The sequence below is a fragment of the Anianabacter salinae genome (assembly GCF_019061145.1).
Lineage (GTDB): Bacteria > Pseudomonadota > Alphaproteobacteria > Rhodobacterales > Rhodobacteraceae > Anianibacter > Anianibacter salinarum.
In genome coordinates, this window is sequence record NZ_JAHQZS010000002.1 from 446,542 (window position 1) to 470,652 (window position 24,111).

The 24,111-nt window shown below is 65.8% G+C and carries 21 protein-coding genes; 15 read left to right on the forward strand and 6 right to left on the reverse strand.

Annotated features, from left to right (window positions below; genetic code table 11):
- Positions 1 to 77: 77 nt before the first annotated feature.
- Complete coding sequence (locus tag KTJ87_RS06775; RefSeq protein WP_267138340.1) at positions 78 to 1,193, forward strand: 5-methyltetrahydropteroyltriglutamate--homocysteine S-methyltransferase; 1,116 nt, start codon at positions 78 to 80, stop codon at positions 1,191 to 1,193.
- Between the two features lie 174 nt (positions 1,194 to 1,367).
- Here the strand turns inward: KTJ87_RS06775 and KTJ87_RS06780 are convergent, their stop codons facing one another.
- The 3 genes from KTJ87_RS06780 to KTJ87_RS06790 are packed head-to-tail and all read right to left on the reverse strand — an operon-like array spanning position 1,368 to position 4,713.
- Complete coding sequence (locus tag KTJ87_RS06780; RefSeq protein ID WP_267138341.1) at positions 1,368 to 2,339, reverse strand: glucokinase; 972 nt, start codon at positions 2,337 to 2,339, stop codon at positions 1,368 to 1,370.
- Positions 2,340 to 2,341: 2 nt separating this feature from the next.
- Positions 2,342 to 3,664, reverse strand: coding sequence for a GH1 family beta-glucosidase (locus KTJ87_RS06785; protein WP_267138342.1), 1,323 nt, complete (start codon positions 3,662 to 3,664; stop codon positions 2,342 to 2,344).
- A complete protein-coding gene (locus KTJ87_RS06790) occupies positions 3,661 to 4,713 on the reverse strand; it encodes a LacI family DNA-binding transcriptional regulator (protein ID WP_267138749.1) in 1,053 nt (350 codons plus the stop codon). Before KTJ87_RS06790 ends, KTJ87_RS06785 begins: the two co-directional genes overlap by 4 nt.
- A 280-nt stretch (positions 4,714 to 4,993) precedes the next feature.
- Here KTJ87_RS06790 and KTJ87_RS06795 point away from each other — a divergent pair, with 280 nt between their 5' ends.
- The 6 genes from KTJ87_RS06795 to KTJ87_RS06820 all read left to right on the forward strand — a co-directional run bounded on the left by KTJ87_RS06795 (position 4,994) and on the right by KTJ87_RS06820 (position 11,733).
- The gene (locus KTJ87_RS06795; RefSeq protein ID WP_267138343.1) at positions 4,994 to 6,346 is read left to right on the forward strand and encodes an ABC transporter substrate-binding protein; all 1,353 of its coding nucleotides are present in this window, start codon (positions 4,994 to 4,996) and stop codon (positions 6,344 to 6,346) included.
- Positions 6,347 to 6,463: 117 nt separating this feature from the next.
- Entirely contained in the window at positions 6,464 to 7,444 is a 981-nt protein-coding gene (locus KTJ87_RS06800; protein ID WP_267138344.1) for a carbohydrate ABC transporter permease, read from the forward strand.
- Between the two features lie 13 nt (positions 7,445 to 7,457).
- Positions 7,458 to 8,609, forward strand: coding sequence for a carbohydrate ABC transporter permease (locus tag KTJ87_RS06805; RefSeq protein ID WP_267138345.1), 1,152 nt, complete (start codon positions 7,458 to 7,460; stop codon positions 8,607 to 8,609).
- A gap of 18 nt (positions 8,610 to 8,627) precedes the next feature.
- A complete protein-coding gene (locus tag KTJ87_RS06810) occupies positions 8,628 to 10,280 on the forward strand; it encodes an alpha-glucosidase (RefSeq protein WP_267138346.1) in 1,653 nt (550 codons plus the stop codon).
- Between the two features lie 25 nt (positions 10,281 to 10,305).
- Positions 10,306 to 11,397: an ABC transporter ATP-binding protein gene (locus tag KTJ87_RS06815; RefSeq protein ID WP_267138347.1), complete on the forward strand. Its 1,092-nt coding sequence runs from the start codon at positions 10,306 to 10,308 to the stop codon at positions 11,395 to 11,397.
- Positions 11,398 to 11,517: 120 nt separating this feature from the next.
- Positions 11,518 to 11,733, forward strand: a complete 216-nt coding sequence (locus tag KTJ87_RS06820; protein ID WP_267138348.1) for a cold-shock protein — start codon at positions 11,518 to 11,520, stop codon at positions 11,731 to 11,733.
- On the opposite strand, the gene KTJ87_RS06825 is transcribed toward KTJ87_RS06820, so the two are convergent.
- Positions 11,734 to 12,099, reverse strand: coding sequence for a hypothetical protein (locus KTJ87_RS06825; protein ID WP_267138349.1), 366 nt, complete (start codon positions 12,097 to 12,099; stop codon positions 11,734 to 11,736).
- Positions 12,100 to 12,470: 371 nt separating this feature from the next.
- On the opposite strand from KTJ87_RS06825, the gene KTJ87_RS06830 reads away from it, so the two are divergent.
- Complete coding sequence (locus KTJ87_RS06830; protein WP_267138350.1) at positions 12,471 to 13,238, forward strand: HpcH/HpaI aldolase/citrate lyase family protein; 768 nt, start codon at positions 12,471 to 12,473, stop codon at positions 13,236 to 13,238.
- Positions 13,239 to 13,338: 100 nt separating this feature from the next.
- Here KTJ87_RS06830 and speB read toward each other — a convergent pair whose 3' ends face one another.
- A complete protein-coding gene (speB, locus tag KTJ87_RS06835; RefSeq protein WP_267138351.1) occupies positions 13,339 to 14,295 on the reverse strand; it encodes an agmatinase in 957 nt (318 codons plus the stop codon).
- A 127-nt stretch (positions 14,296 to 14,422) separates the two neighbouring features.
- On the opposite strand from speB, the gene KTJ87_RS06840 reads away from it, so the two are divergent.
- The 6 genes from KTJ87_RS06840 to KTJ87_RS06865 all read left to right on the forward strand — a co-directional run bounded on the left by KTJ87_RS06840 (position 14,423) and on the right by KTJ87_RS06865 (position 22,127).
- Positions 14,423 to 15,385: a TDT family transporter gene (locus tag KTJ87_RS06840; RefSeq protein WP_267138352.1), complete on the forward strand. Its 963-nt coding sequence runs from the start codon at positions 14,423 to 14,425 to the stop codon at positions 15,383 to 15,385.
- A 74-nt stretch (positions 15,386 to 15,459) separates the two neighbouring features.
- A complete protein-coding gene (guaB, locus tag KTJ87_RS06845; RefSeq protein WP_267138353.1) occupies positions 15,460 to 16,908 on the forward strand; it encodes an IMP dehydrogenase in 1,449 nt (482 codons plus the stop codon).
- Complete coding sequence (locus KTJ87_RS06850; protein WP_267138354.1) at positions 16,908 to 17,675, forward strand: hypothetical protein; 768 nt, start codon at positions 16,908 to 16,910, stop codon at positions 17,673 to 17,675. The genes guaB and KTJ87_RS06850 overlap by 1 nt, the downstream gene beginning before the upstream one ends.
- Positions 17,665 to 18,582 carry a hypothetical protein gene (locus KTJ87_RS06855; protein WP_267138355.1) on the forward strand — a complete coding sequence of 306 codons (918 nt, stop codon included), beginning with the start codon at positions 17,665 to 17,667 and terminating at the stop codon, positions 18,580 to 18,582. The genes KTJ87_RS06850 and KTJ87_RS06855 overlap by 11 nt, the downstream gene beginning before the upstream one ends.
- Entirely contained in the window at positions 18,579 to 19,748 is a 1,170-nt protein-coding gene (locus KTJ87_RS06860; RefSeq protein WP_267138356.1) for an RsmB/NOP family class I SAM-dependent RNA methyltransferase, read from the forward strand. The genes KTJ87_RS06855 and KTJ87_RS06860 overlap by 4 nt, the downstream gene beginning before the upstream one ends.
- 93 nt (positions 19,749 to 19,841) lie before the next feature.
- Positions 19,842 to 22,127 carry a hybrid sensor histidine kinase/response regulator gene (locus tag KTJ87_RS06865; protein WP_267138357.1) on the forward strand — a complete coding sequence of 762 codons (2,286 nt, stop codon included), beginning with the start codon at positions 19,842 to 19,844 and terminating at the stop codon, positions 22,125 to 22,127.
- Between the two features lie 10 nt (positions 22,128 to 22,137).
- Here KTJ87_RS06865 and KTJ87_RS06870 read toward each other — a convergent pair whose 3' ends face one another.
- Positions 22,138 to 22,734, reverse strand: coding sequence for a gamma-glutamyl kinase (locus KTJ87_RS06870; protein WP_267138358.1), 597 nt, complete (start codon positions 22,732 to 22,734; stop codon positions 22,138 to 22,140).
- A gap of 193 nt (positions 22,735 to 22,927) precedes the next feature.
- Here KTJ87_RS06870 and recA point away from each other — a divergent pair, with 193 nt between their 5' ends.
- Positions 22,928 to 24,004: a recombinase RecA gene (gene recA / locus KTJ87_RS06875; protein ID WP_267138359.1), complete on the forward strand. Its 1,077-nt coding sequence runs from the start codon at positions 22,928 to 22,930 to the stop codon at positions 24,002 to 24,004.
- Positions 24,005 to 24,111: the final 107 nt, after the last annotated feature.

Below are 24,111 nucleotides of genomic sequence, written 5' to 3' on the forward strand. Positions count from 1 at the left end.
CGTATCCCTCTATAACAATCCACGAATAGAACAATGCCCGCGCCGTCAGGGCCGGGCACAAGGGAAGAGGAAACCCCATGAGCGACATCACCCCGCCGTTCCGCGCCGACCACGTCGGCAGCTTGCTGCGCCCGCAAAGCGTGATCGACGCGCGCCGGAAGTTCCATACCGAAAAGAGCATCTCGGCCGCCGACCTTAAAGCCGCCGAGGACGCCGCGATCCCCGAGATCATCAAGATGCAGGAAGACGTCGGCCTCAAGGCCGTCACCGACGGCGAGACGCGCCGGTCCTTCTGGCACTACGACTTCATGGGCATGCTGACCGGGCTCGATCTGGACGAGCGCGACGAGGGCGTGCAGTTCGCAGGCGTCAAGTTGCGCCCGATCTTCCCGACGATCACCGACAAGCTGGATTTCCCGGACGATCACCCGATGCTGGATCACTTCAAGTTCGTCAAGGAACACACGGGCGTCGTTCCTAAAATCTCGATCCCCGGCCCGTCCTGCTGCCATTTCCGCACCGCCAAGGACGACATCCACGTCGCCGAATACCGCGAGGACCCGCAAGCGATGTTCGACGATCTTGCGGCGACCTACCGCAAGGCCGTGGCAAAGTTCTACGAGGCGGGCTGCCGCTATCTGCAGATGGACGACATCTTCTTCGCCTACCTGTGCGATCCCAAGCACCGCGCCGACAAGCAGGCCGCCGGGCAGGACCCGGACTGGCTGATCGAGCGCTATTCCTGGATGATGCGCGAAGCGATCAAGGACCGCCCCGACGACATGGTCATCGGCATGCACATGTGCCGCGGCAACTTCCGCTCCACCCACGCCGCCGAAGGCGCCTATGACCAGGCGGCAGAGGCGATCTTTTCCACCGGTGTCGACATCTTCTTCATGGAGTACGACACCGAGCGCGCGGGCGGGCTGGAGCCTTTGGGGCTGCTCCCGAAGGGCAAACAGCGGATCCTGCCGGGCTTCATCACCACCAAAACCGCCGATCTGGAGGACATGGACTGGCTGAAGTCGAAATTCGACGAGGCGTCGAAGTTCGTCGATCTCGACCAACTGGGCATCGCGCCGCAGTGCGGCTTCGCCTCGACCGAGGAAGGCAATGCGATCACCATGGACGACCAGAAGCGCAAGCTGGAGCTGGTGGTCAAGACCGCAGAAGCGATCTGGGGCGGCGTCTGAGGCGCCACGCCCTTGCGGTTTCGCCTGACGGCGACCCGCCGGGGGAGGCGCTGCCTCCCCCGGACCCCCTCCGGAGTATTTTCGGACCAAAGATGGGAATTGTGCAGTAATTCAGCTGTATGGCCGTGCTGAAATGGCCGCATTGGTTTGAAATGGACAAGCCTTGTGGAGCGATCAGGCGCTTCCCGACAGGTGAGCGGCGCAGCCTGTCAGAGCGGCGTAGTCGTCTTCCACGCAGTCCACGCTGAAATTCTGCATGAACCCTGCAAAGCGGCCCTTGTCGCGAAACGCGTCCTTGAAGCCGAAACGGTCGAGATGCGGCGCCATCGCCCGCGCCATGCCGCCGACAAGGTAGAGACCGCCGAAGGGCAGGTGGATCAGCGCGAGATTGCCCGCGACGGTGCCGAGGATGCGGGTGAACAGGCGCGCGGCCTCTTCCGCGCGCGGGTCGTCGCCCGAGGCGAGCGCGGTCATGATCTCGGTCGAGGAGCGTTCGGAGGGATCGCCCGCCTCGTGACCGAGCCAGTGATAGACCCGTTCCAGCCCGCGCCCGGACAGCACGTCCTCGACCGCCGGGAAGCCGTGGGCGGTTTCGACGAACTGGCACAGGCGCAACTCGGCCTCGGTGCGGATCGGCATGTTGGCATGGCCCGCCTCGGAGGCGGCGACGTAGCGCCCGGCGGCGGTTTCGTGCACCGGGGCGGCGTTGAAACCGGTGCCGACGCCGATCACCAGCTTGTCGCCCGCCGCGCCGTCCGGGCCGGGCACCACCGAGCGGATGTTGCCGGGCGCGATGCGGCCGATGGCATGGCCCTGCGCCTGCAGGTCGTTGAGGATGCCGACGGTCTCGGCGCGGGTGGCGCGCGCGAGTGTGCTGCCGTCGATCGTCCAGTCGAGGTTGGTCATGTTGGCGACGCCGCCGCGCACCGGCCCTGCCGCCGCGACACAGGCGCCGCTGCAGTCCACCGCGCCCTCGTCGGCGAAATACTGGCGGATCACCGATTCGAGGCCCGGATGGTCGGCGTTCTTGTAGCGGCGGATCGTTTCTGTCAGCAGGCTGGGCCCGTCACACAGGGCGACGCGCGTGTTGGTGCCGCCGATGTCGGCGACAAGCGCGTATCGGTCGGGTTGTCGGGCATCGGTCATGGTCACGCTTTCGCCAGGGCACGGGCGAGGGCGTGATAGGATGCTTTCGGGGTCCTTGTGAAGGTGTCGAAATCGACATGGATCAGGCCAAAGCGCTTCTCGTAGCCGAAAGCCCATTCGTAGTTGTCCAGCAGCGACCAGTAGAAGAAGCCCTTGAGCGGCACGCCTTCGGCAATGGCGCGGCGGGCGGCGCCAAGGTGGTCGGCGATGAAATCCTCGCGGCGCGGGTCGGCGATGGCGCCGCCCGTGAGCACGTCGTCCAGCGGCATGCCGTTTTCGGTGACGTAAAGCGGCGTGTCGCCGGTGTGGTCGCGGTGAAGGCGGGTCAGGAAATGATGCAGGCCGTCGGGATACACCTCCCATCCCATGGAGTTCTTCGGCAGCGGGCCGTCGATCATGCGGATGTGCGGCCAGGGCAGGGTGGCATCGTGGGTGACGATGCAGCGGGTGTAGTAGTTGACCCCGAACCAGTCGAGCGGGGCAGCGATGGTGGCCACGTCGTCCTGCCAGCCTTGCGGCATGTGGGGGCCCAGCCCCTCGAGCACCGCGTCCGGGTAGGTGCCTGCGGTGAAGGCCTCTACGAACCAGCGGTTGTAGATCGCGTCTCGCAAGGTGGCGGCGGCGGCGTCGGCCTTGCCGGGGCCGGCCTCGGCGAATTCGAAGTTGCACACCACGCCGAGATTGCCCTGTCCCTGCGCGCGCAGCGCCTGCATCCCAAGGCCATGAGCAAGGCAGACATGGTGCATGGCGCGCGCAGTGGCGCGGATGTCGCGCAGGCCGGGGGCGTGGTGACCCTCGAAATGCGACAGCCAGGACACGCACCACGGCTCGTTGAGGGTGGCGAGCGAGGCCAGCCGGTCGCCGATGCGGTCCGCGACGACGCCAGCGAAATCGGCAAAGCGCAGCGCGGTGTCGCGGTTGGCCCAGCCGCCCTTGTCGGCCAGCGTAGAGGGCAGTTCCCAATGGTAGAGCGTGGCAAAGGGGGCCAGCCCGCGCGCAAGGCAGCCATCGACAAGACGGTCGTAGAAATCGAGCCCCTCGGGGTTCACCGTGACGCCATCCGGCATCACCCGCGCCCAGCTGGTCGAGAAGCGGTAGGCGTCGAGGTTGGCGGCGGCGATCAGGTCAAGATCTTCTGGCCAGCGGTGATAGTGATCGCACGCATGCGCGCCATCCTCGGCCCGCACGACGTTGCCGGGGGTTGCGGCGAAGCTGTCCCAATGGGTCGGCCCGGCGCCGCCGTTGGCATGGCCCTCGATCTGGTAGGCGGCGGTGGCGGCCCCGAAGACAAAATCGTCAGGGAACTGGGAACGGACGGGAATCATGGGTGGCCTTTCGTGGGGGCAGGGCCGGTCGGGGCGGGACCGGTGGAGGTTCCGACCATCAGGTCGGCTTCGAGCAGGGTGTGACGTTCGCCGCGCGCGCCGTCGCGGATCGCCTCGATCAGCATCTCGGCGCACAGGCGCCCGGCATGCCGCACGGAAGAACGCACGGCGGTGAAGATCGGCAGCTCGGCCCCATTGCGCAGGTAGGACAGATCGTCGTCATGGGTCACAAGTGACACATCGCGGCCCAGCTTCAACCCGTGTTCCTCAACCGCGCGGCGCACACCGATGGCGACGATCAGGGACGAGGTGACGAAGGCCGTCGCAGGCTGGTCGAGCGCCAGCATCGCCATGGCCGAGCGGTAGCCGTGCATCTCGGTCATCTCTTCGCCGGCGATCAGTCGCGGGTCGGACGGCACGTCGCGGGCGCGCAGGGCGGCAATATAGCCCTCGCGGCGGCGTTCGGCGAAATCCATCAGGTCGAGGCCGTTGACCAGCCCGATCCGGCGATGCCCGAGGTCGAGAAGAAAGGCGGTGGCCCGTTCAAAGGCGCGGCGGTTGTTCACGTCGACCCAGTTGTAGGGCTGGTCCACGTTCGAGGCGCGGCCATGCACCACGAAGGGCAGGCCAAGGTCATGCAGCAGCGCGATCCTGCGGTCGTCGAGCCGCGGCGCGTGCACGATGATGCCGTCGACCGACCCCTTCGACGCCAGATCGCGGTAGACGTCTTCCTGGTCACGGTCGGCGACGAGGCTGAGCACCATGTCATAGCCGTGGCGCAGATACGCCTCGCCCGCGCCGGACACGAAGTCTGCGAAGACGGGGTTCACCATCTCGTGCCGGTCCGACACCGGGATGACGTGGCCGATGGCCATGGCGCGCCCGGTTGCCAGCCGCTGCGCGCGGGCGTTCGGTTGGTAGTTGTGCTTGCGCGCGGCCGATTGCACCCGCTCGCGGGTTGCTTCGGCAACTTCCGGGTAGCCGTTCAGTGCCCGGCTGACCGTCGTGGGCGATAACCCAAGCGTATGTGCCAGTTCCTTGAGGTTCATCGTCCAGCTTTTCAAACCGCTTTGAATCAGCCGCAAGATAGACGTCCCGATGCGCCGTCGTCAAAGCGGAGTTTCGCTGCACTGCGTCATTGCTGTTGCAGAAAAATCCAATGAAATAAACAGCCTTTGCGATGTGGATGATTGACAGGCCGCGCGGAATCGCGGACGGTCCACGCGTCCAAAGCGCTTTGAGACCGACTCGGGGCGCGGGCGCGATGACACGTCACGACACAAGTTTCTTACGCTCCGTCACGAGGGCGGAGACAATGGGAGGATACCGATGAGACACGCAGCTTACGCGAGCGTTGCCGTTCTGGCGCTGACGGCCGGGATGGCCGCCGCGCAGGACATGAAATTCCCGGTGGGCGAGGGTGGCTTCAACTGGGACAGCTACACCAGCTTTGCCGATGCGCACGACTATTCCGGCCAGTCGCTCACGATCACCGGTCCCTGGACCGGGCTCGACAAGGAACTCGTCGACAGCGTGATCGCCTATTTCGAGGAAGCCACCGGCGCGGATGTGGAATACTCGGGCTCGGACAGCTTCGAGAACGATTTCGTCATCGCGGCAGAGGCGAATTCCGCCCCCGACATGGCGGTCTTCCCGCAGCCGGGCCTTGCCGCCGACATGGCGCAGCGGGGCTTTCTGCAGCCGCTGGGTGAAGACACCGCCGACTGGGTCCGCGAGAACTATGCCGCCGGTCAGTCCTGGGTCGATCTGGGCACCTATGCCGGACCCGACGGCAACGACGCGCTTTATGGCTTCTTCTACAAGATCGACGTGAAATCGCTGGTCTGGTACGTCCCCGAGGCGTTCGAGGAAGCTGGCTACGAGGTTCCCCAGACGATGGAAGACCTCAAGGCGCTGACCGACCAGATCGTCGCCGACGGCGGAACGCCCTGGTGCATCGGCCTGGGATCGGGTGCCGCCACCGGCTGGCCCGCGACGGACTGGGTCGAGGACATGATGCTGCGCACGGCAGAGCCTTCGGTCTATGACCAGTGGGTTGCGAACGAGATCCCGTTCGACGATCCGCAGGTGGTGAACGCGATCAGCGAATTCGGCTGGTTCGCGAAGACCGACGCGTATGTCAACGGCGGCGCGACGGCGGTGGCCAGCACCGACTTCCGCGACAGCCCGGCCGGTCTCTTCTCGTTCCCGCCGGAATGCTACATGCACCGCCAGGCGTCGTTCATCCCGACGTTCTTCCCCGAGGGAACGCAGGTCGGCACCGACGCCGATTTCTTCTACTTCCCGGCCTATGAGGGCGAAGACCTTGGCCAGCCGGTTCTGGGGGCGGGCACGCTGTTCGCCTCGACCACCGACAGCGAAGTGTCGAAGGGCTTTGTGGAGTTCCTGAAGACCCCGATCGCGCATGAAATCTGGATGGCACAGTCGGGCTTCCTGACGCCCTTCACCGGCGTCAACCCGGACATGTATGCCAACGACACCCTGCGCGGCCTGGGCGAAATCCTGACCAACGCCACGACCTTCCGCTTCGACGGCTCCGACCTGATGCCGGGCGAAATCGGCGCGGGCGCGTTCTGGACCGGCATGGTGGACTTCGTCACCGGCGTCGAGGCCGAGACCGTGGCGAGCCAGATCCAGGACCGCTGGGACGCGATCCGCTAGGATCATTGGGCAGGGGCGGCAACGCCCCGCCTTGCGACATCGAGACGGCCGCGCGGCAGGGTCGCGCGGCCGTCCGGGGACAGGACACACGGACTGGCACGGGGAGGGGAGCGAGGGATGCATCCGCTATTTCAAGGCATCATCACCATCATCATCGGCGTTGGCGGCTGCGTAGGCTATTTCTACGCCTCCAACCTGGTCCTGGACAAAGTCATCTATCCGGCGCGGGGCGCGAACATCTCGCGCAACATCCGCCGCGCGAACGAAGTGCGCCCCTGGCTGTTCCTGTTCCCGGCAATCTTCGTTCTGGGCCTCTATCTGGTCTATCCGGTGATAGGGTCGTTCTGGCGCTCTCTGTTCAACCGCTCGGGCGATGATTTCATCGGTCTTGGCAACTACATCACGCTGTTCGGATCGGACGAGTTCCAGACGGCGGTGTTCAACAACATCCTCTGGGCCATCGTGGTGCCCGCAGGCGCGACGTTTATCGGGCTTGTCGCAGCACAACTGACCGACCGGCTAAGCTGGGGCAACATCGCGAAATCGCTGATCTTCATGCCGATGGCGATCTCGTTCGTGGGTGCGTCGCTGATCTGGAAATTCGTCTACGCATTCGACACCGACATCGGCCTTATCAATGCGATCATCGTGGGCCTGTTCGGCGGCGAACCCGTGGACGTGCTGCAAATCCCGTTCTGGAACAACTTTTTCCTGATGTTCATCTTGATCTGGATCCAGACCGGCTTTGCCATGGTGATCCTGTCGGCGGCCCTGCGCGGCATCCCCGAGGAAACCATCGAGGCCGCGATCATCGACGGCGCCAACCCGTTCCAGATCTTCTTCAAGATCAAGGTGCCGCAGATCATGGGCACCATCGTGGTGGTCTGGACGACGATCACCATCCTCGTGCTCAAGGTCTTCGACATCGTCTACACGATGACCGGCGGCAACTTCGGCACCGAGATCCTGCCCAGTTACATGATGACCTTCATGTTCCGCGACGACGGGCGGGCGACGGCGGTGGCTATCGTCATCATGGTGATTGTCACCCCGGTGATGGTCTGGAACATCATGCAATCGCGCAAAGAACTGCGCTGAGGGGGGCGGGAAAATGGACAATATCGCAGGACAGAAATCCAGCCTTTCGATCGTCACGCACCTGTCGGTGCTGCTGCTGGTGCTGATCTGGCTGGTGCCGACCGTGGGGCTGTTCGTCTCGTCGTTCCGCGACCGCGACCAGATCTCGGCCTCGGGCTGGTGGGAGGCGCCGTTTCCCGTCGAGTTGACGGCGCGCGGCCGCACCGGAGCGCAAGGAACGCCCGAGGGCGACATGTTCGTCGTCACCGGAAATATCTTCGATGACGAGGAAGCAAGCTCGTTCTTCGGCGCCGATCCCGGCGATGTCGTCGCTTTCGGCACGCGCGGCTCGAACCCGACCGAGTTTCCGGTCGGCGAAACCGTCGATCTGGGCGACGGCGAGACGCTAACCGTGAACGGCGATGGCAGTTACCGATGGGTCACGCCCGAAGACCCCGGCGATCGCGGGCAACGCGTCTATTTCGCCGCCGAGAGTCCACCGAAATTCACGCTCGACAATTACGAGAACGTGCTGACCGCCGACAACATGGACCGCGCGTTCATCAACACCATGATCGTCACGATCCCGGCCACGATCATTCCGATCCTCGTGGCGGCCTTCGCGGCCTATGCGCTCGCCTGGATGGAGTTTCCGGGGCGCGGACTTTTGATCGCGCTGATCGTCGGACTTCTGGTGGTGCCGCTGCAACTGGCGCTGGTGCCGATGCTGAATTTCCACAATGCCATCGGTGTGGGGCAAAGTTTCGTCGGCATCTGGTTTGCGCACACGGCCTTCGGGATGCCGCTCGCGGTGTATCTCTTGCGAAATTACATGGTCGGGTTGCCGCGCGACATCATCGAATGCGCCAAGGTTGACGGGGCGACGGATTTCCAGGTGTTCACCAAGATTGTCCTGCCGCTGAGCTTCCCGGCGCTGGCTGCGTTCTCGATCTTCCAGTTCCTGTGGACGTGGAACGATCTTCTGGTCGCCAAGGTGTTCCTGCCCACGAACGACACCGCCAAGGTGATGACGGTCAAGATCGCCGACGATCTTCTGGGCTCGCGCGGGGGCGATTGGGGCATTCTGGCGACGGCGGCCTTCGTGTCGATTGCGGTGCCGCTCGTTGTGTTCTTCGCCATGCAGCGCTACCTCGTCCGCGGCCTCTTGGCCGGGTCGGTGAAATAACGGAAAAAAGTGTCTGACATGAGCGCATTAGCTGAGCTTCAGCCAGAATCGAAGCCGCAGGTGGACAAGGACTGGTGGCGCGGCGCGGTGATCTACCAGATCTACCCCCGCAGCTATCAGGATACCAACGGCGACGGGATCGGCGATCTGCCGGGGATCACCCGGCGGCTGCCCTACATCGCCTCGCTGGGGGTGGATGCGATCTGGGTGTCGCCGTTCTTTACCTCGCCGATGCGTGATTTCGGCTATGACGTGTCCGATTACTGCGACGTTGATCCGATGTTCGGCACGCTGGCCGATTTCGACGCGATGATCGCGGAATCGCACCGTCTTGGTCTCAAGGTGATGATCGACCTGGTGCTGTCGCACACCTCGAACGATCATCCGTGGTTCCAGGACTCGTCGTCCAGCCGCGAGGCGGACAAGGCCGACTGGTATGTCTGGGCCGATCCAAAGCCGGACGGCACGCCGCCCAACAACTGGCTGTCGATCTTCGGCGGCTCGGCCTGGGAATGGGACCCCGGCAGGCTTCAATACTACCTGCACAATTTCCTGCGCACCCAGCCCGACCTGAACTTTCATTGCCCTGCCGTGCAGGACGCGCTGCTGGACGTAGCGCGGTTCTGGTTGGAAAGGGGCTGCGACGGCTTCCGCCTCGATACCGTGAACTTCTATGTCCACGACAAGCAGTTGCGGGACAATCCGCCGCTTGCGGTGGAAGAACGCAATGACACCACCGCCCCCGCGGTGAACCCCTACAACTACCAGAACCACCTGTTCGACAAGACCCAGCCCGAGAACCTGCAGTTCCTCGAACGGCTGCGCGCCGTGATGGACGAGTACGGGGCAACGACATCGGTGGGCGAGGTCGGCGAAGGGCAGCGCGGCTTTGAGGTGCAGGCGGAATACACCGAGGGCGATCACCGGCTGCACATGTGCTATGGCTTCGACTTCCTGGCGCCCGACAAGCCGTCAAGCCACAAGGTCGTCGCGGTGCTGGACCGCTTCAACACCGAGGCGCCGGGAAGCTGGGCCTGCTGGGCGTTCTCGAACCATGACGTGATGCGACACGCCTCGCGCTGGTCGCTGGACGAGGGCATGTTGCGGGCGCTGACGGTGCTGCAACTGTGTCTGCGTGGGTCGGTCTGCCTGTATCAGGGCGAAGAGCTTGGCCTGCCCGAAGCGGACGTGGCCTATGAAGACCTGCAAGACCCCTATGGCATCCAGTTCTGGCCCGAGTTCAAGGGCCGCGACGGCTGCCGCACGCCCATCGTGTGGGAAGCCGCCATGCCGCACGGCGGGTTCTCGGACGCCGCGCCCTGGCTGCCGGTAGACCCGCGCCACCTGCCGCTGGCGGTCGACCGCCAAGAGGATGATCCCGGCTCGATGCTGCATCACTACCGCAGGACCATCGCGTTCCGCAGGGCGCACCGCGTCCTGCAGAAAGGCGAAGTGGAGGGCATGACGGACAATGGCAGCGTTCTGACCTTTGTGCGCCGCGACGGCGACAGCGCGATCTTCTGCGCCTTCAACCTTGGCCCCGAGATGGCCGAGGTGCAGATGCCCGAAGGCACATGGCGCGCGACAGCGGCAGAGCTTGGCGCCATCGCGCCGGACGAGGGGATGACAAGATTGCCGGCGGGCACGTTCTGTCTGGCGCAGTCGGCATGACAACAAGAATGGGAGGGGAGACACCATGGCGAACCTGAAACTCACCGACGTGGGCAAGGCCTATGGCGGCACGGTCGAGGTGCTCAAGCACATCGACCTCGACATCCAGACCGGAGAGCTTGTGGTGTTCGTCGGCCCCTCTGGCTGCGGCAAGTCCACGCTTCTGCGGATGATCGCGGGGCTGGAAAAGATCACGACGGGGACGCTGGAAATCGACGGTCAGGTCGTGAACGATGTGCCGCCCGCACAGCGCGGCATCGCCATGGTGTTCCAGTCCTACGCGCTTTATCCGCACATGACCGTGCGCGACAACATGAGCTTCGCCCTCAAGATCGCCAAGAAGTCCAAGGACGAGATCGACGCCGCCGTGAACAAGGCCGCCAAGATCCTCCAGCTTGAACCCTATCTGGACCGCCTGCCCAAGGCGCTGTCGGGCGGCCAGCGCCAGCGTGTCGCCATCGGGCGGTCCATCGTGCGCGATCCCAAGGTGTATCTCTTCGACGAGCCGCTGTCGAACCTTGACGCGGCGCTGCGCGTCGCCACCCGGATCGAGATTGCGCAGCTGAAAGAGTCGATGCCGGATTCGACGATGATCTACGTCACCCACGACCAGGTCGAGGCGATGACGCTGGCCAGCCGGATCGTGGTGCTGGCGAACAAGGGCATCGCCCAGGTCGGCACTCCGCTGGAGCTGTATGAAAAGCCGCAGAACGAATTCGTCGCGCAGTTCATCGGCTCGCCCGCGATGAACCTTCTACCGGGCGAGATCACTGCCACCGGCGCGACAACGACCGTCAAGCTGGAGGGCGGCGGCACGGCGAAATCGACGGTGCCGACCAAGGACAGCGACATGGGCATGAAGGTGAACATCGGGGTGCGGCCCGAGGACATGGTCAGCACCGACGGCGAATTCATCTATTCCTCGACCGTGGATTACGTCGAGGCCCTGGGCGAGGTGACGCTGCTGTATTTCGAGCCCGACGCCGACCGAGACACGATCCTTGCCAAGCTGCCGGGGATCCATACCGGCCTGCGCGGGTCTTCCGTCAAGCTGACCGCCGAGCCGTCGAAAGTGCACCTGTTCAACAACGGCAACTCGCTGCTTTACAGGCAGTGATCCGCCCACGCAGGAGTGTGCGGATTTGAATCGCCTTCGGCTTTGAGGTCAACTATCGCTGGTTGTGGATATTTCGCGCGTGTCTTTTGGCCCGCGCCCTGGCGATATGGATAAGGTGCCATGCCCCGCGGTGTCATCAAATGGTTCGACAGTGTGCGTGGTTACGGTTTTGTCGTGACGGACGGCGGTTCCCAGGAATTGTACCTGAGCTGGAACGCGATGGTGCAGTCCGGCCTCTCGCATGTCGAAGACGGCCAGCACGTCGATGTCACCATCGGCCCAAGGGCCGATGGCAAGGACGCCGTCGCATCGCTCAGCTTGTGCTCGCCCGAGTGATCAGGGGCCAACGCCCATTTCGCGCAGCACTGGCTCTACATCCCGCCGCAATCTGAATGTGCAGCGGTCGATGTCGTATTCGGTAAGCATGCCGCAAAGGAAATGATCCTCGATCTCCTCGGTCGGAACCGAGGGGGACAGAATATCGCGGCGTTTCTTGCACAGGGCACCCAGATGCGTGTGCCACATGGTGCCGCGCCATCCGCAATAGGACGACAGATCGCGCGAGGTCGAACCTGGATGTCGCATCACGGCAAGGATCACCTTTTCCTCGCTCTCGGACAGCGGCCTGGCGTGGAACGCAAGACGCACCCGGTCGGCCCTCGAGGCGGCGACGGGCAGGGGAACTGCCGTTTCCGCCTGCATCGGAACGTCCTTGGTCCGCGCCGCAAATGGCAGCCGGAGCCGGGATTTGAGACTGGATCTGGAACTCGTACGACCTGAGTAGCCACCAAGGTGGCTTTCTATTGCTGCCATTGTTTTGCCCCAACCGATTTTTCTTGGTCTTGTCGGCAGGTTTCCGCCGAATTGCGGCGCGAATGTGGCCGCGCCGGTGCCCGATTCGGCGTGGCGATGCAGGTGTTGCAGGCAAGACTCGCCAAGTTTCCCGCTATGGGCGAGCGGCGCCCCTTCAATGAGCGGCACCGCCTGCGCGATCCGGGGAACATCTGCGCCTTGTGATGCCCCCGCGCTTTGCCTAGCGTCGCCCCGATACCGCATCCAGGGAGAAACGCACGATGCCTGCACCCAAGAACCTCCTCAAGGCGGCGCTGCTGCGCGGCGATATCCAGGTCGGTGTCTGGCTGGGCCTTGGTAGCGGCGCGGTCGCGGAAATGGCGGCGGGCGCGGGGTTCGACTGGTGCCTGATCGACGCCGAGCACAGCCCCAACGTGCTGCCGACGATCGGCGAGCAACTGCGTTCGATGAACGGACGGGGCACTAGCGCGATCCTCCGCGTGCCGGTCTGCGAGGACTGGGTAATCAAGCAGATGCTCGATCTCGGGGTGCAAACCCTGCTGGTGCCGATGGTGCATGACGGTGCGCTTGCCGCCAAGGCGGTGGCCGCGACGCGCTATCCGCCGGACGGCGTGCGCGGCGTCGGCGCGGCGCTGGCGCGGGCGTCGGACTATTCCGGCATCCCTGATTACACGTCGACGGCCAACGCCGAGATCTGCGTGATCGTGCAGGCCGAAAGCCGCGCCTCGCTGGACAACATCGACGCCATCGCCGGAACGGCGGGCGTGGACGCGGTGTTCATCGGCCCCGCCGACCTGGCGGCTGACATGGGCCATCTGGGCAACCCTGCGCACCCAGAGGTGCAAGGCGCCATCGACCACATGATCGCGCGCATCCGTGCCGCCGGGAAGGTCGCGGGCACGCTGACCTTCGATCCCGCGCAGGTGCCGGGGATCCTCGCGAAGGGGGTGACATTCCTGGGGGTCGGCAGCGACGTGACCACGCTGGCGCGCGGATTGCGGTCGCTTGCCGCGGAGGTCAGGGGGTAGGCGGGGGAACGCCCCGGCGCGGGCATCGAGCCCGCTTGGGGCGTGCGAGATGTTCCCTCTCGCGCTCTCCCGAGTGTTTCGGGACCAAAGATGAGGCGCGTCAGAGACCGCGCGCGTGGAAGATGAAGCCCAGAAGGTTGAGCAGAAGCTGGGCCGCCAGGATCGCGGTCACGCCGCCGGGATCGTAGTCGGGCGCGACCTCGACCAGGTCGATGCCGACGATCTCGTGGTCGCGCGCGAGGATCTGCAACAGCTCCAGCACCTCGTAGTAAAGAAACCCGCCGTGGCTTGGCGTGCCGGTGCCGGGCGCGATGGAGGGGCAGAAGGCGTCGATGTCGATGGTCAGGTAGAGCGGCGCGGCGGCGGGCACGCGGGCGGCGGTGGCGGCGGGACCGAGCGCGCGCATCTGCCGGACCGACAGGATGTCGCTGCCCATTGCGCGCGCCGCATCATAGCCGTCCCGCGCCGTCGAGGACACGTTGCGGATGCCGATCTGCGTCAGGCCGGTGACCCAGGACTTTTCGGCGGCGCGGCGCATCGGGTTGCCGTGGCCGCGCGTGACCCCGTGGCGGACATCCACGAAATCGAGATGCGCGTCGATCTGGACGATGTGGAACGGCGCGCGGCCCTCATAGGCTTCGATGCAGGGGATGTTGACCGAGTGATCGCCGCCGATGGTCACAGGCAGGCCGCCCGCACCGAGGATCGCCTCGACCCCGGCGCGGATATTGGCGTGGCTCTGCGCGGTGTCGGTGTGGATGATGTCTGCGTCGCCCGCATCGACGATCCGCACGCCCGGGCCAAGGTAGACAGCGTCATCCTCGTGGTCGTAGGCGCCCGCATGGCCAAAGCTGAACAGCGTCGAAGCCTCGCGCAGGGCACGGGGGCCGAAGCGCGCGCCGGGGCGATATTGCGTGCCGCCATCGAAGGGTGCGCCAAGGATCACCGCATGGGCGTCCAGCGCAGCCCAATCGGTCACGATGGGAAACTTGCCGAAGGACGCGATGCCGGTGAAGGGCAGGTTCAAACGCCCGGTCTCGTAGCTGTTGGCGGTCATGCGCAACTTTCTGCTGGGACAGGTGCGGGTGAGGGTGGGGCAGGGCGCCGCGGCGGGCAAGCCCGATTCCGCTCGCGGTGCGCACGCAGATATGCCAATCGGGGAATGTATGCAGCGAGGGATGGACATGGCCATGCACACGCCGTTCTGGAAGCGCACGCCGCCCGCTGTGTTTGCGCCGATCTTCGGGCTGTTCGGCCTTGGGCTCGCGTGGCGCGCGGGGCTTGCGCTGACCGGGCTTCCGGGGGCACCGGCCGAGATGCTGCTTGGCGCGGTGACGCTGCTCTGGCTGGCGGCGGCGCTGTGCTATGGCGCAAAGGCGGCCGCCCGCCCCGGCGTCGTCGCCGAGGATCTGCGGGTCGTGCCGGGGCGCGCGGGGCTTGCGGCGATGTCGCTGGGCGGCGCGCTGCTGGCGAGCGTGGCCGTTCCCTATGACGCAAGGCTTGCGGGCGCGCTGATGTGGCTGGCGCTTGGCGGTCACGCGGCGCTGGCGGTCCTGATGATCCGGGTTCTGCTGGCAGGCCCGCCGGAGCAGCGGCAGGTAACGCCTGCCTGGCATCTGTCCTTTGTCGGCTTCATCGTCAGCGCCTTCTGCGCGGCGCAGCTCGGGCAGGCGCGCCTTGCGCTGGGGGTCCTCGTGCTTACGGCGGGGCTTGCCGCGGTCATCTATGCCGTCAGCCTGCGCCAGCTGATGCGCCATGATCCGCCGCCGCCGCTGCGCCCGCTGCTGGCGATCCATCTGGCGCCGGTGTCGCTGTTCGGCAGCGTGCTGGTGCTGCTGGATCATCCGGGGCTGGCGCAGGTTTTTGGCGGCGCCGCGATGGCGGTGCTTGGCGTCTTGCTGTGGCGCGCCCGTTACCTGACAGCGGCGGGATTCTCGCCGCTCTGGGGTGCGTTCACCTTTCCGCTGGCGGCCTTCGCGGGGCTGTGTCTTCAACTTGGCTTTCGGACCGGCAATGATCTGTGGTCGGTCGCCGGGCTGGTGACGCTTGCAGCGGCCTCTGCGCTGATCCCGTGGATCGCGGCGCGGGTGCTGGGGATGTGGATCAAGGGCACGCTGGCGGCAAAGACCGGCGCCGCCATCGCCTGAGCCTTTCGGCTTTTCATTCCCCCGATCCCGTGAAATAGGGAAGCGCCAACCGAACCCTCCCAAGGAGCCGTCCCATGGAGATTCGCGAGGCGCTCACCTTCGACGATGTCCTTCTGCAACCTGCCGCGTCCAGCGTCCTGCCGTCCACGGCAGATACGCGCACCTGGCTGACCCGCTCGATCGCGATGAACATCCCGCTGCTCAGTTCGGCGATGGACACCGTGACCGAGGCGCGCATGGCCATCGCCATGGCGCAGGCGGGCGGCATCGGCGTGGTGCACCGCAACCTGACCATCGAGGAACAGGCGCGGGAAGTCCGCCGCGTAAAGCGCTTCGAGAGCGGCATCGTCTACAACCCGGTGACCCTGACCCCCGACCAGACGCTGGCCGACGCCAAGGCGCTGATCGAGCGCTACGGCTTCAGCGGCTTTCCCGTCATCGACAAGGACCGCCGCGTCGTCGGCATCGTCACCAACCGCGACATGCGCTTTGCCGAACGCGACGACACGCCGGTGCGGGTGATGATGACTTCGCAGAACCTTGCCATCCTGACCGAACCCGCCGACCGTGAAGAGGCGAAAAGCCTGATGAAGGCGCGCCGGATCGAGAAGCTGCTTGTCACCGACCGTGAGGGGCGGCTGACCGGGCTTCTGACGCTCAAGGACAGCGAGAAGGCGGTTGTGAACCCCAATGCCTGCAAGGACGAGCTTGGCCGCCTGCGCGTCGCGGCGGCCACCACGGTCGGCGATGCAGGCTTCGAGCGGTCCGAGGCGCTGGTCGATGCAGGCTGCGACGTGATCGTGATCGACACCGCGCACGGCCATTCCGAGGGCGTCGCCATCGCCGTGGAACGGGCCAAACGGATCTCCAACGAGGTGCAGGTGATCGCGGGCAATGTCGCCACCGGCGAGGCGACGCGCGCGCTGATCGGGGCGGGCGCGGATGCGGTCAAGGTCGGCATCGGGCCGGGGTCGATCTGCACCACGCGGGTCGTCGCGGGCGTCGGCGTGCCGCAACTGACGGCGATCATGGACTGCGCGGCGGCTGCGGGCGACGTGCCCGTGATCGCGGATGGCGGCATCAAGTTCTCGGGCGACTTCGCCAAGGCCATCGCGGCGGGGGCGTCCTGCGCCATGGTCGGCTCGATGATCGCGGGCACGGACGAAAGCCCGGGCGAGGTGATCCTCTACCAGGGCCGGTCGTTCAAGTCGTATCGCGGCATGGGCTCGATGGCGGCGATGGCGCGCGGCTCGGCCGACCGCTATTTCCAGAAGGACGCCGCCAGCGACAAGCTGGTGCCCGAAGGCATCGAAGGCCAGGTTCCGTACAAGGGCACCGCTGGCACGGTCATCCACCAGCTTGTCGGCGGCCTGCGCGCGGCGATGGGCTATACCGGCTGCGCCACGGTGGAGGAGATGCGGCGCAACTGCAACTTCGTCCGGATCACCGGCGCGGGTCTTGCCGAGAGCCATGTGCATGACGTGCAGATCACCCGCGAAAGCCCGAATTACCGGGCATTCTGATGCGCCGCGCCGCGCGGGCGGGGGGCGCCGTTCTGGCGGTGCTGTGCCTTCTGGCCGCTGCCCGCGCGCTCATGCCCCTGGGCGACCGCGCGCTGGTGCCGCTGGGCGTGCTGGCCGCCGTGACGGCCGCGGGGCTGTGGCGCACGGCCGCGTTGCGGCGCGGGGCGCTGGCGGACGCCGTGCTGCGCCCCGGATCGCGCCTGCGCTGGATGCTGGCCGGGCGGCTTGGGTCGGGGCTGGTTGCGCTTGGCGCCACGACGCTTGCCGTTCCCCTGCTGGCGTACCAGTTGGCCACGCTGCGCCCAGCCGAGCCGCTGCTGATCGCTGGAACGACGGTGCTGGCGGCGCTGATCTTCCTTTGGTTTGAAAATCGGCTGCGGCAAGAGGCCCGGCCCAGGCTAGCCCCTGCCTTGGCCGCGCGCCCGTCCGCTGTCTGCGCGGCGCTGGTCATGGTTCCGGTCTATGCATGGGCCGGTTGGGCGGTCTGGCCCTTGCCGGACTGGATCGCGGGCGGCATCCTTGCCACGCTGGACGGCGCGCTGCAGACCTTGCCGATGCGCGACGGGCTTCTGCACGGTCTTTGCGCCTTCCTCCTGTCCGCCGAGGCTTCGGGGCTTTGGCTTTTGGGGCAGCTCGATTTTGCAGCCGGTCCGAGCGTGCTTATCTTGCTGCGGCAGGCGCTGGTCGGCCTGGCGCTGGCTGAGGTGACTGTCGCCGCGCTGGTGCTGGCGATGGGTTTGGGCCGGGAGGACGGGAATGAAGGCTGATCGGGCAAGGCGGCGCTGGCGCATCGCGGGGCTTGCAGTCGCGGCGGCATTTGCCGTGTTCGCGGCGCTGTGGCTGATCCCCTACACGCCGCCGCCCGAGCGCGCCGAGACACTGGTTGCGCAGGCCGTCGCCGCCGCCACGCTCGAGGCAGAAACCGCGCTGGAGGCCGAACTGGCACCGGTCTTCGCACCCGTGCACGCAGCGGTGCCCGCCTATCTCGACTTTCACTATTCGGTCTTCGGGCAGTACACCGAGTTGCTGGCGGCCTTGGCGGAATGGAGCGACGCGGACGCCCTGTCGCCGCTCGAACACCGCCTGTTCGAAGGCTACGACGCCCGGCTGGACGCGGCAACGGACCGGCTGTCGCTGCTTCAGTCAGAGGCCTTCGAGGCACATCTGTCGGACGCGCTGAGACAAGAGGCCGGGTGGCGTCCGGTCAGTCCCGTCATTGCGCGCAGCGTCGAGCGGACGCTGGACCGCACGCGCATGACCTTGCCGCTTGCGGCGGCGGGGGGCATTGGCGGCGGCGCCATCGCCGCGCGGCTGGTGAGCCGCTCGATGATGCGTCTGGTGCAGAAGCAGGCGGCGAAGGTCGCGGCGCGCGGGGCGGGCGTGGGTGGCGGCGCAGCGGCTGGGGCTGCGGCGGGGACGCTGCTTGGCCCTGTCGGCACGGTCGTCGGCGGTGTCATCGGCGGCGCGGCGTCTTATCTGGTGCTGGACCATGCAGGCGTGAAACTGGATGAAATGTTCACGCGCAACAGCTTCGAAGCGGAACTTCATGCAATGATCGAAGAGGTGCAGGCAACCGTGTCGTCTGATCTGGCCGAGACCCTCACAGCGCGTGGACAGGATCTTGGCGGGCGGACCTTGCAAGCGATGCATGCGGGCCGGAGCGCGGGCCTGTGACCCCCGCCGCCCGCATCGCCGCCGCGATCGAGATCATTGATCGCTGGCACGCCGGTGAGCCTGCGGAAAAGGCGCTGACCACATGGGGGCGCACGCACCGTTTCGCGGGGTCCAAGGACCGTGCGGCGATCCGCGACCACGTCTTCGACGTGCTGCGCCGCGCCCGGTCCACCGCGCAGGGCGGTAAAGGGAATACGGGGCGGGCGCAGATGATCGGGCTGCTGCGGCAGGCTGGCATCGATCCGGCCGAGATGTTCACCGGCGAGGGGCACGCGCCGCCGCCGCTGTCCCCAGAGGAAATCGTGCCGCCCGGCAAGGCCAGCGATGCCGAGAGCCTTGACTGGCCCGACTGGCTGATGCCCGAGGCGCAGCGCAGTCTTGGCGACGATCTTGCGCCGGTGCTGGAAGCGCTGCGGCACCGCGCGCCGATCACCCTGCGCGTGAATGCCGCCCGCATGGGCCGGGACACGCTCGCCCGCCATCTTGCGTCAGGCGGGATCGAAACCGCGCCGAACGCGCTGTCCCCGACAGCGCTTGATGTGTTGTCCGGCGCGCGCGGGCTCTCGCAGCATCCGGCCTTTCTGCAAGGCGCCTTCGAGATGCAGGACGCGGCCAGCCAGGCGGTGGTCGATCTGATCCCGGTGCAGCCGGGGGCGCGCATCCTCGACTATTGTGCGGGCGGCGGTGGCAAGACGCTGGCACTTGCCGCCCGCACCGGAGAGGTCGTTGACGCTCATGATGCCGACCCGCGCCGGATGAGCGATCTGCCCTCCCGGGCAGCGCGCGCGGATGCCGTGATCCGGGTTCAACAGACTGACGCAATATCAACAGGTTACGACGTTATCCTCATGGATGTTCCCTGTTCGGGGTCCGGCGCATGGCGCCGCGCGCCCGAGGGGAAGTGGTCCCTTGACGCGCCGCGCCTACGGACGCTGAACGACATTCAGGACAGCATTCTGGATCGCTGCGCCGGGCTGCTGGCCCCCGGCGGCAGGCTGATCTACGCGACCTGCTCGCTGCTGCGGTGCGAGAACGAAGACCGCGTCGACGCTTTCCTTGCGCGCCATCCGGGATGGTCCGTGCCGTTGCAGCGACGTTTCTCGGTGCTCGAGGGCGGCGATGGTTTCTTCACGGCCCATCTGGTGCAGCATCAGGCTGCGCTGTAGTCCCGATATACAGCTTTAGGTAGATTTCACCGCTTAAGCGCGTATTAACTACTTTGCGCGACCTTTTCGCACGGGTGTCGCAGCGGAGGCAGCGTGACGGAATCGACCTTCATCGGGCAGGACGCACGGCCCGCGCCGGTGGGCCCGATGGCCGTGCTTCTGGCGGCGGCGATCGCCGCTGCTGGCCTTGCGGTCGTGACGGATGGTGCGGTGCGCGCGCTTTGCACCGGACTGGCGGTTTCCCTTGTCGCATCCATCCTGTGGATCGCCGCCCGCGACCGGTTGCAGCGCCTGCAGGACCGGCGCGATCTGCAAAGCCTCTTGCGGATCGCGGCCTTGGGTTTTGATCCGCTGGTCCTGACCGACATCGATGGGCACATCTGCCATGCCAATGCACCGGCGCGAGATGCCTTTGGCGAGATCGAGAATACGCCCTTGTCACAGGTGCTTGGCACGCGTTTCGCAACACCGGGTGGCACCTTGCGGGGCATGATGGCCTCGGCCACCGGGGCGGGCACGGCCACGCATGAAATCCTTGCGGCAGAAAGCCATCTGCGCCTGTCGGTGCTGGCCTCTGGCGCGCGGTTCCTGTGGCGTCTGGAACTGATCGGCGCCGTGACGGCGCCCGAGGCGGACACGCCGCTGGCGGGGCTGTGCGGGTTGACGGCGGATGACAGCGGCCGGATCATGGTCGCGAACGCCGCGCTGCGCCGGGTCTCGCCGACGCTGCCGGACACGCTGGCCGACCTTGTGATCGACCCGCCTTTCCGCAGCGGCGACGTGCATCTTGTCCGCCTCGGGGCACAGGGCGTGCCCTGCCGGATCATGCCGGTGGCAGAATCGAACACTGGGACCAGCTATGTCCTTGTGCCTGCGGCCACGGTGAAAAGCGACTGGACCGTTCTCGATTCCCTGCCGATTCCGGTGATACGGCTTTGGCCCGATGGCCTTGTGATCTCTGCCAATGCGGCGGCCGTGGCCCTGTTCGACCCCGGCACGCCATGGCCCGGCCGCTTCCCCGATCTGGTCGAGGGGCTTGGCCGCCCGATCGAGGAATGGCTGCGTGATGTGACCGAAGGGCGCGGCGCCGGACAGCCGCAGGTCTTGCGCGCGCGCACGGAAAAAGCGGACCAGTTCCTGCAGGTGACCTTGCGCCCCTACGAGGCCGAAGAGGGGCGCGCGCTGCTGGCCGTGCTGACCGACGCGACAGAGCTGAAATCGCTTGAGGCGCAATTCGTCCAGAGCCAGAAGATGCAGGCGATCGGGCAGCTTGCGGGCGGAGTCGCCCATGATTTCAACAACTTGCTGACCGCGATCAGCGGGCACTGCGACCTCTTGCTGGTGAACCGCGACGCGGGTGATCCCGAATTCGGCGACCTCATGCAGATCAGCCACAATGCGAACCGCGCCGCCAGCCTGGTGCGACAGCTTCTGGCGTTCTCTCGCACCCAAACGCTGGAGTTGGCCGCGCTGGACCTGCGCGACACGCTGGCCGAGATGGCGCATCTGCTGAACCGCTTGGTGGGAGAGCGGATTCAACTGGTCCAACGCCACGACCCCGCGCTGGCACTGATCCGCGGCGACCAGCGGCAGGTGGAACAGGTGCTGATGAACCTGGTCGTGAATGCGCGCGATGCGATGCCGGACGGCGGCGAGATCCGGATCGAGACGGCGATGCGGCGATTGACCCAAGCCATGACGCGCAACCGGGCGACGGTGACGCCCGGCGACTATGTGACTGTCACGGTGTCCGACGAGGGCGTCGGCATTCCGCCCGACAGGCTGGACCAGATCTTCGAGCCGTTCTTTACCACCAAGCGCCCGGGCGAGGGCACAGGGCTTGGCCTGTCCACCGCCTATGGCATCGTCAAGCAATTGGGCGGGTTCATCTTTTGCGACAGCATCGTCGGTTCCGGCACCAGGTTTACCCTGTATTTCGGCGCCCATTGCGAAGCGGCGGCGCCTGCCGCGCCCACGGTCGTTCCGGCGCGCTCACCCTTGGATGTTCCCGACCGGGCGGGCGTCGTGCTGCTGGTCGAGGATGAGGCGCCGGTGCGCGCCTTTGCGGCCCGGGCACTCAGGATGCACGGGCATGTCGTGCTCGAGGCCGGCAATGCCGAAGATGCGCTCAAGCTGCTGGACGATCCGGCGATGGCCATCGACGTCTTCGTGACCGACGTGGTGATGCCCGGCCTCGATGGTCCGGCCTGGGTCAAGCGCGCCCTGCGCGCGCGGCCGGACACGCGCGTGATCTTCGTCTCGGGCTATTCCGAGGAAACCGTCTCGCGCCAGCGCGCTGAGATTGCGGGATCGGTGTTCCTGCCCAAGCCGTTCTCACTCACTCAGCTGACCGAGGCCGTGGCGCAGCAAATCACCTGAACAGCAGCGGCTATAGTCCCGCCTGTGCGTAGAATTCGAACTCTAGCGCGGCCTCGTCCCGCAACCGTCGCTGCAACTCGCGCGACAGCGACAGCTCCATCGGGGGCGAGGCGTTGAGCCGCTTGAACTCCAGCTTGCGCGCCAGACGTTCCTCGAGAAACCCGTGCAGGGCGCCGGGATCCTCGTAGCGGAACAGACGGTCCACACCCGGCTGCCCGGTCCCGTCATCAAGAAACTTGGCCTGGCTCCCGACCTGGGCGAAGGACGGGCGCTTGGGCTCGAGATACGCCGCGACGAAGGCATCGAAACTGATCCCTGCAGTCGAGTTCTTCTGCCCGTCAAGCTCGGGCCGGGCGCGATACCGATACCAGCTCCCCAGCCAGCTGACCGGCTCGCGCATGATCGCGATCGTTTCGAAGTCGGGTCCGCCGCACGCCTCGAAATAGGGCTTCAGGAACCGCCGGTAGCGATACACCGGCGTGTGCTTGACGATGGGCGGATCGGTGATCGCCACGCCCGCCACCGGACGCAGCGCCATCTCGATTGATGTCGTGCCGGTCTTGGGGACCGCAAAGAACACCAGTTTCTCGGCCCAGAAGACCAACATCGCACCACTCCCGATCCTGCCGCCCCGGCTTTGTAGACGCTTGGTAACGCGCTGTTAAGCATCCTTGGCCAAAGTGGTGGACAGGAAATGAACGATTGCAATGTTCACGTTTTGACCCAATAAACATGGGAACAAGAGGCGAACATGAGCATCATTGCAGCCCCACGGCGCGCGTGAAATAAGGACAAGACAAATGGCAACGGCAGACCTTCTTTCCATGAATGACAAGCGCAATACCGACAAGCAGAAGGCGCTGGATTCGGCGCTCGCACAGATCGAACGCCAGTTCGGCAAGGGCTCGATCATGCGCCTTGGCGGAGAGAATGCGATTCCCGATATCGAGTCCACTTCGACCGGGTCGCTGGGGCTCGACATCGCGCTTGGCATCGGCGGTCTGCCCAAGGGCCGGATCATCGAGATTTACGGCCCTGAATCCTCGGGCAAGACCACGCTGACGCTGCATGCGGTCGCCGAGGAGCAGAAAAAGGGCGGCGTCTGCGCCTTCGTTGACGCGGAACACGCGCTTGATCCGCAGTATGCCAAGAAGCTGGGCGTGAACCTGGAAGAATTGCTGATCTCGCAGCCCGACACCGGCGAACAGGCACTGGAGATTGTCGATACCCTCGTGCGCTCGGGCGCGGTCAACATGGTGGTGGTCGATTCGGTTGCCGCCCTCACGCCGAAATCGGAACTCGAAGGCGACATGGGCGACAGCTCGGTCGGCGTGCACGCCCGCCTGATGAGTCAGGCGATGCGCAAGCTCACCGGCTCGATCAGCAGGTCGGGCTGCATGGTGATCTTCATCAACCAGATCCGCATGAAGATCGGCGTCATGTTCGGCTCGCCCGAGACGACGACGGGCGGCAACGCGCTCAAGTTCTATTCCTCGGTGCGTCTCGACATCCGCCGCATCGGTGCGATCAAGGACCGTGACGAGGTTGTCGGTAACGCCACCCGCGTGAAGGTCGTCAAGAACAAGGTCGCACCGCCGTTCAAGCAGGTCGAATTCGACATCATGTATGGCGAAGGCATCTCGAAGACGGGCGAATTGCTGGATCTCGGCGTGAAGGCGGGGGTCGTGGACAAGTCCGGGGCCTGGTTCTCGTACGGCGATGAACGGATCGGGCAGGGGCGCGAGAACGCCAAGATCTTCCTCAAGGAGAACGCCGCGATGGCGATCGAGATCGAGGACAAGATCCGCGCCGCGCACGGGCTCGATTTCCACATGGATGAGGGCGACAGCCAGTCCGACGATGTCATGGAAGGCTAGCCGGCCGCCATTCCTGCCAGTCGCAACAAGGCATCGCCGAAAGGCGGTGCCCTTTGCACATCGTGCATCGACGCACCGCCCGCGCGCCGGTCGCTGGACACCCCTGT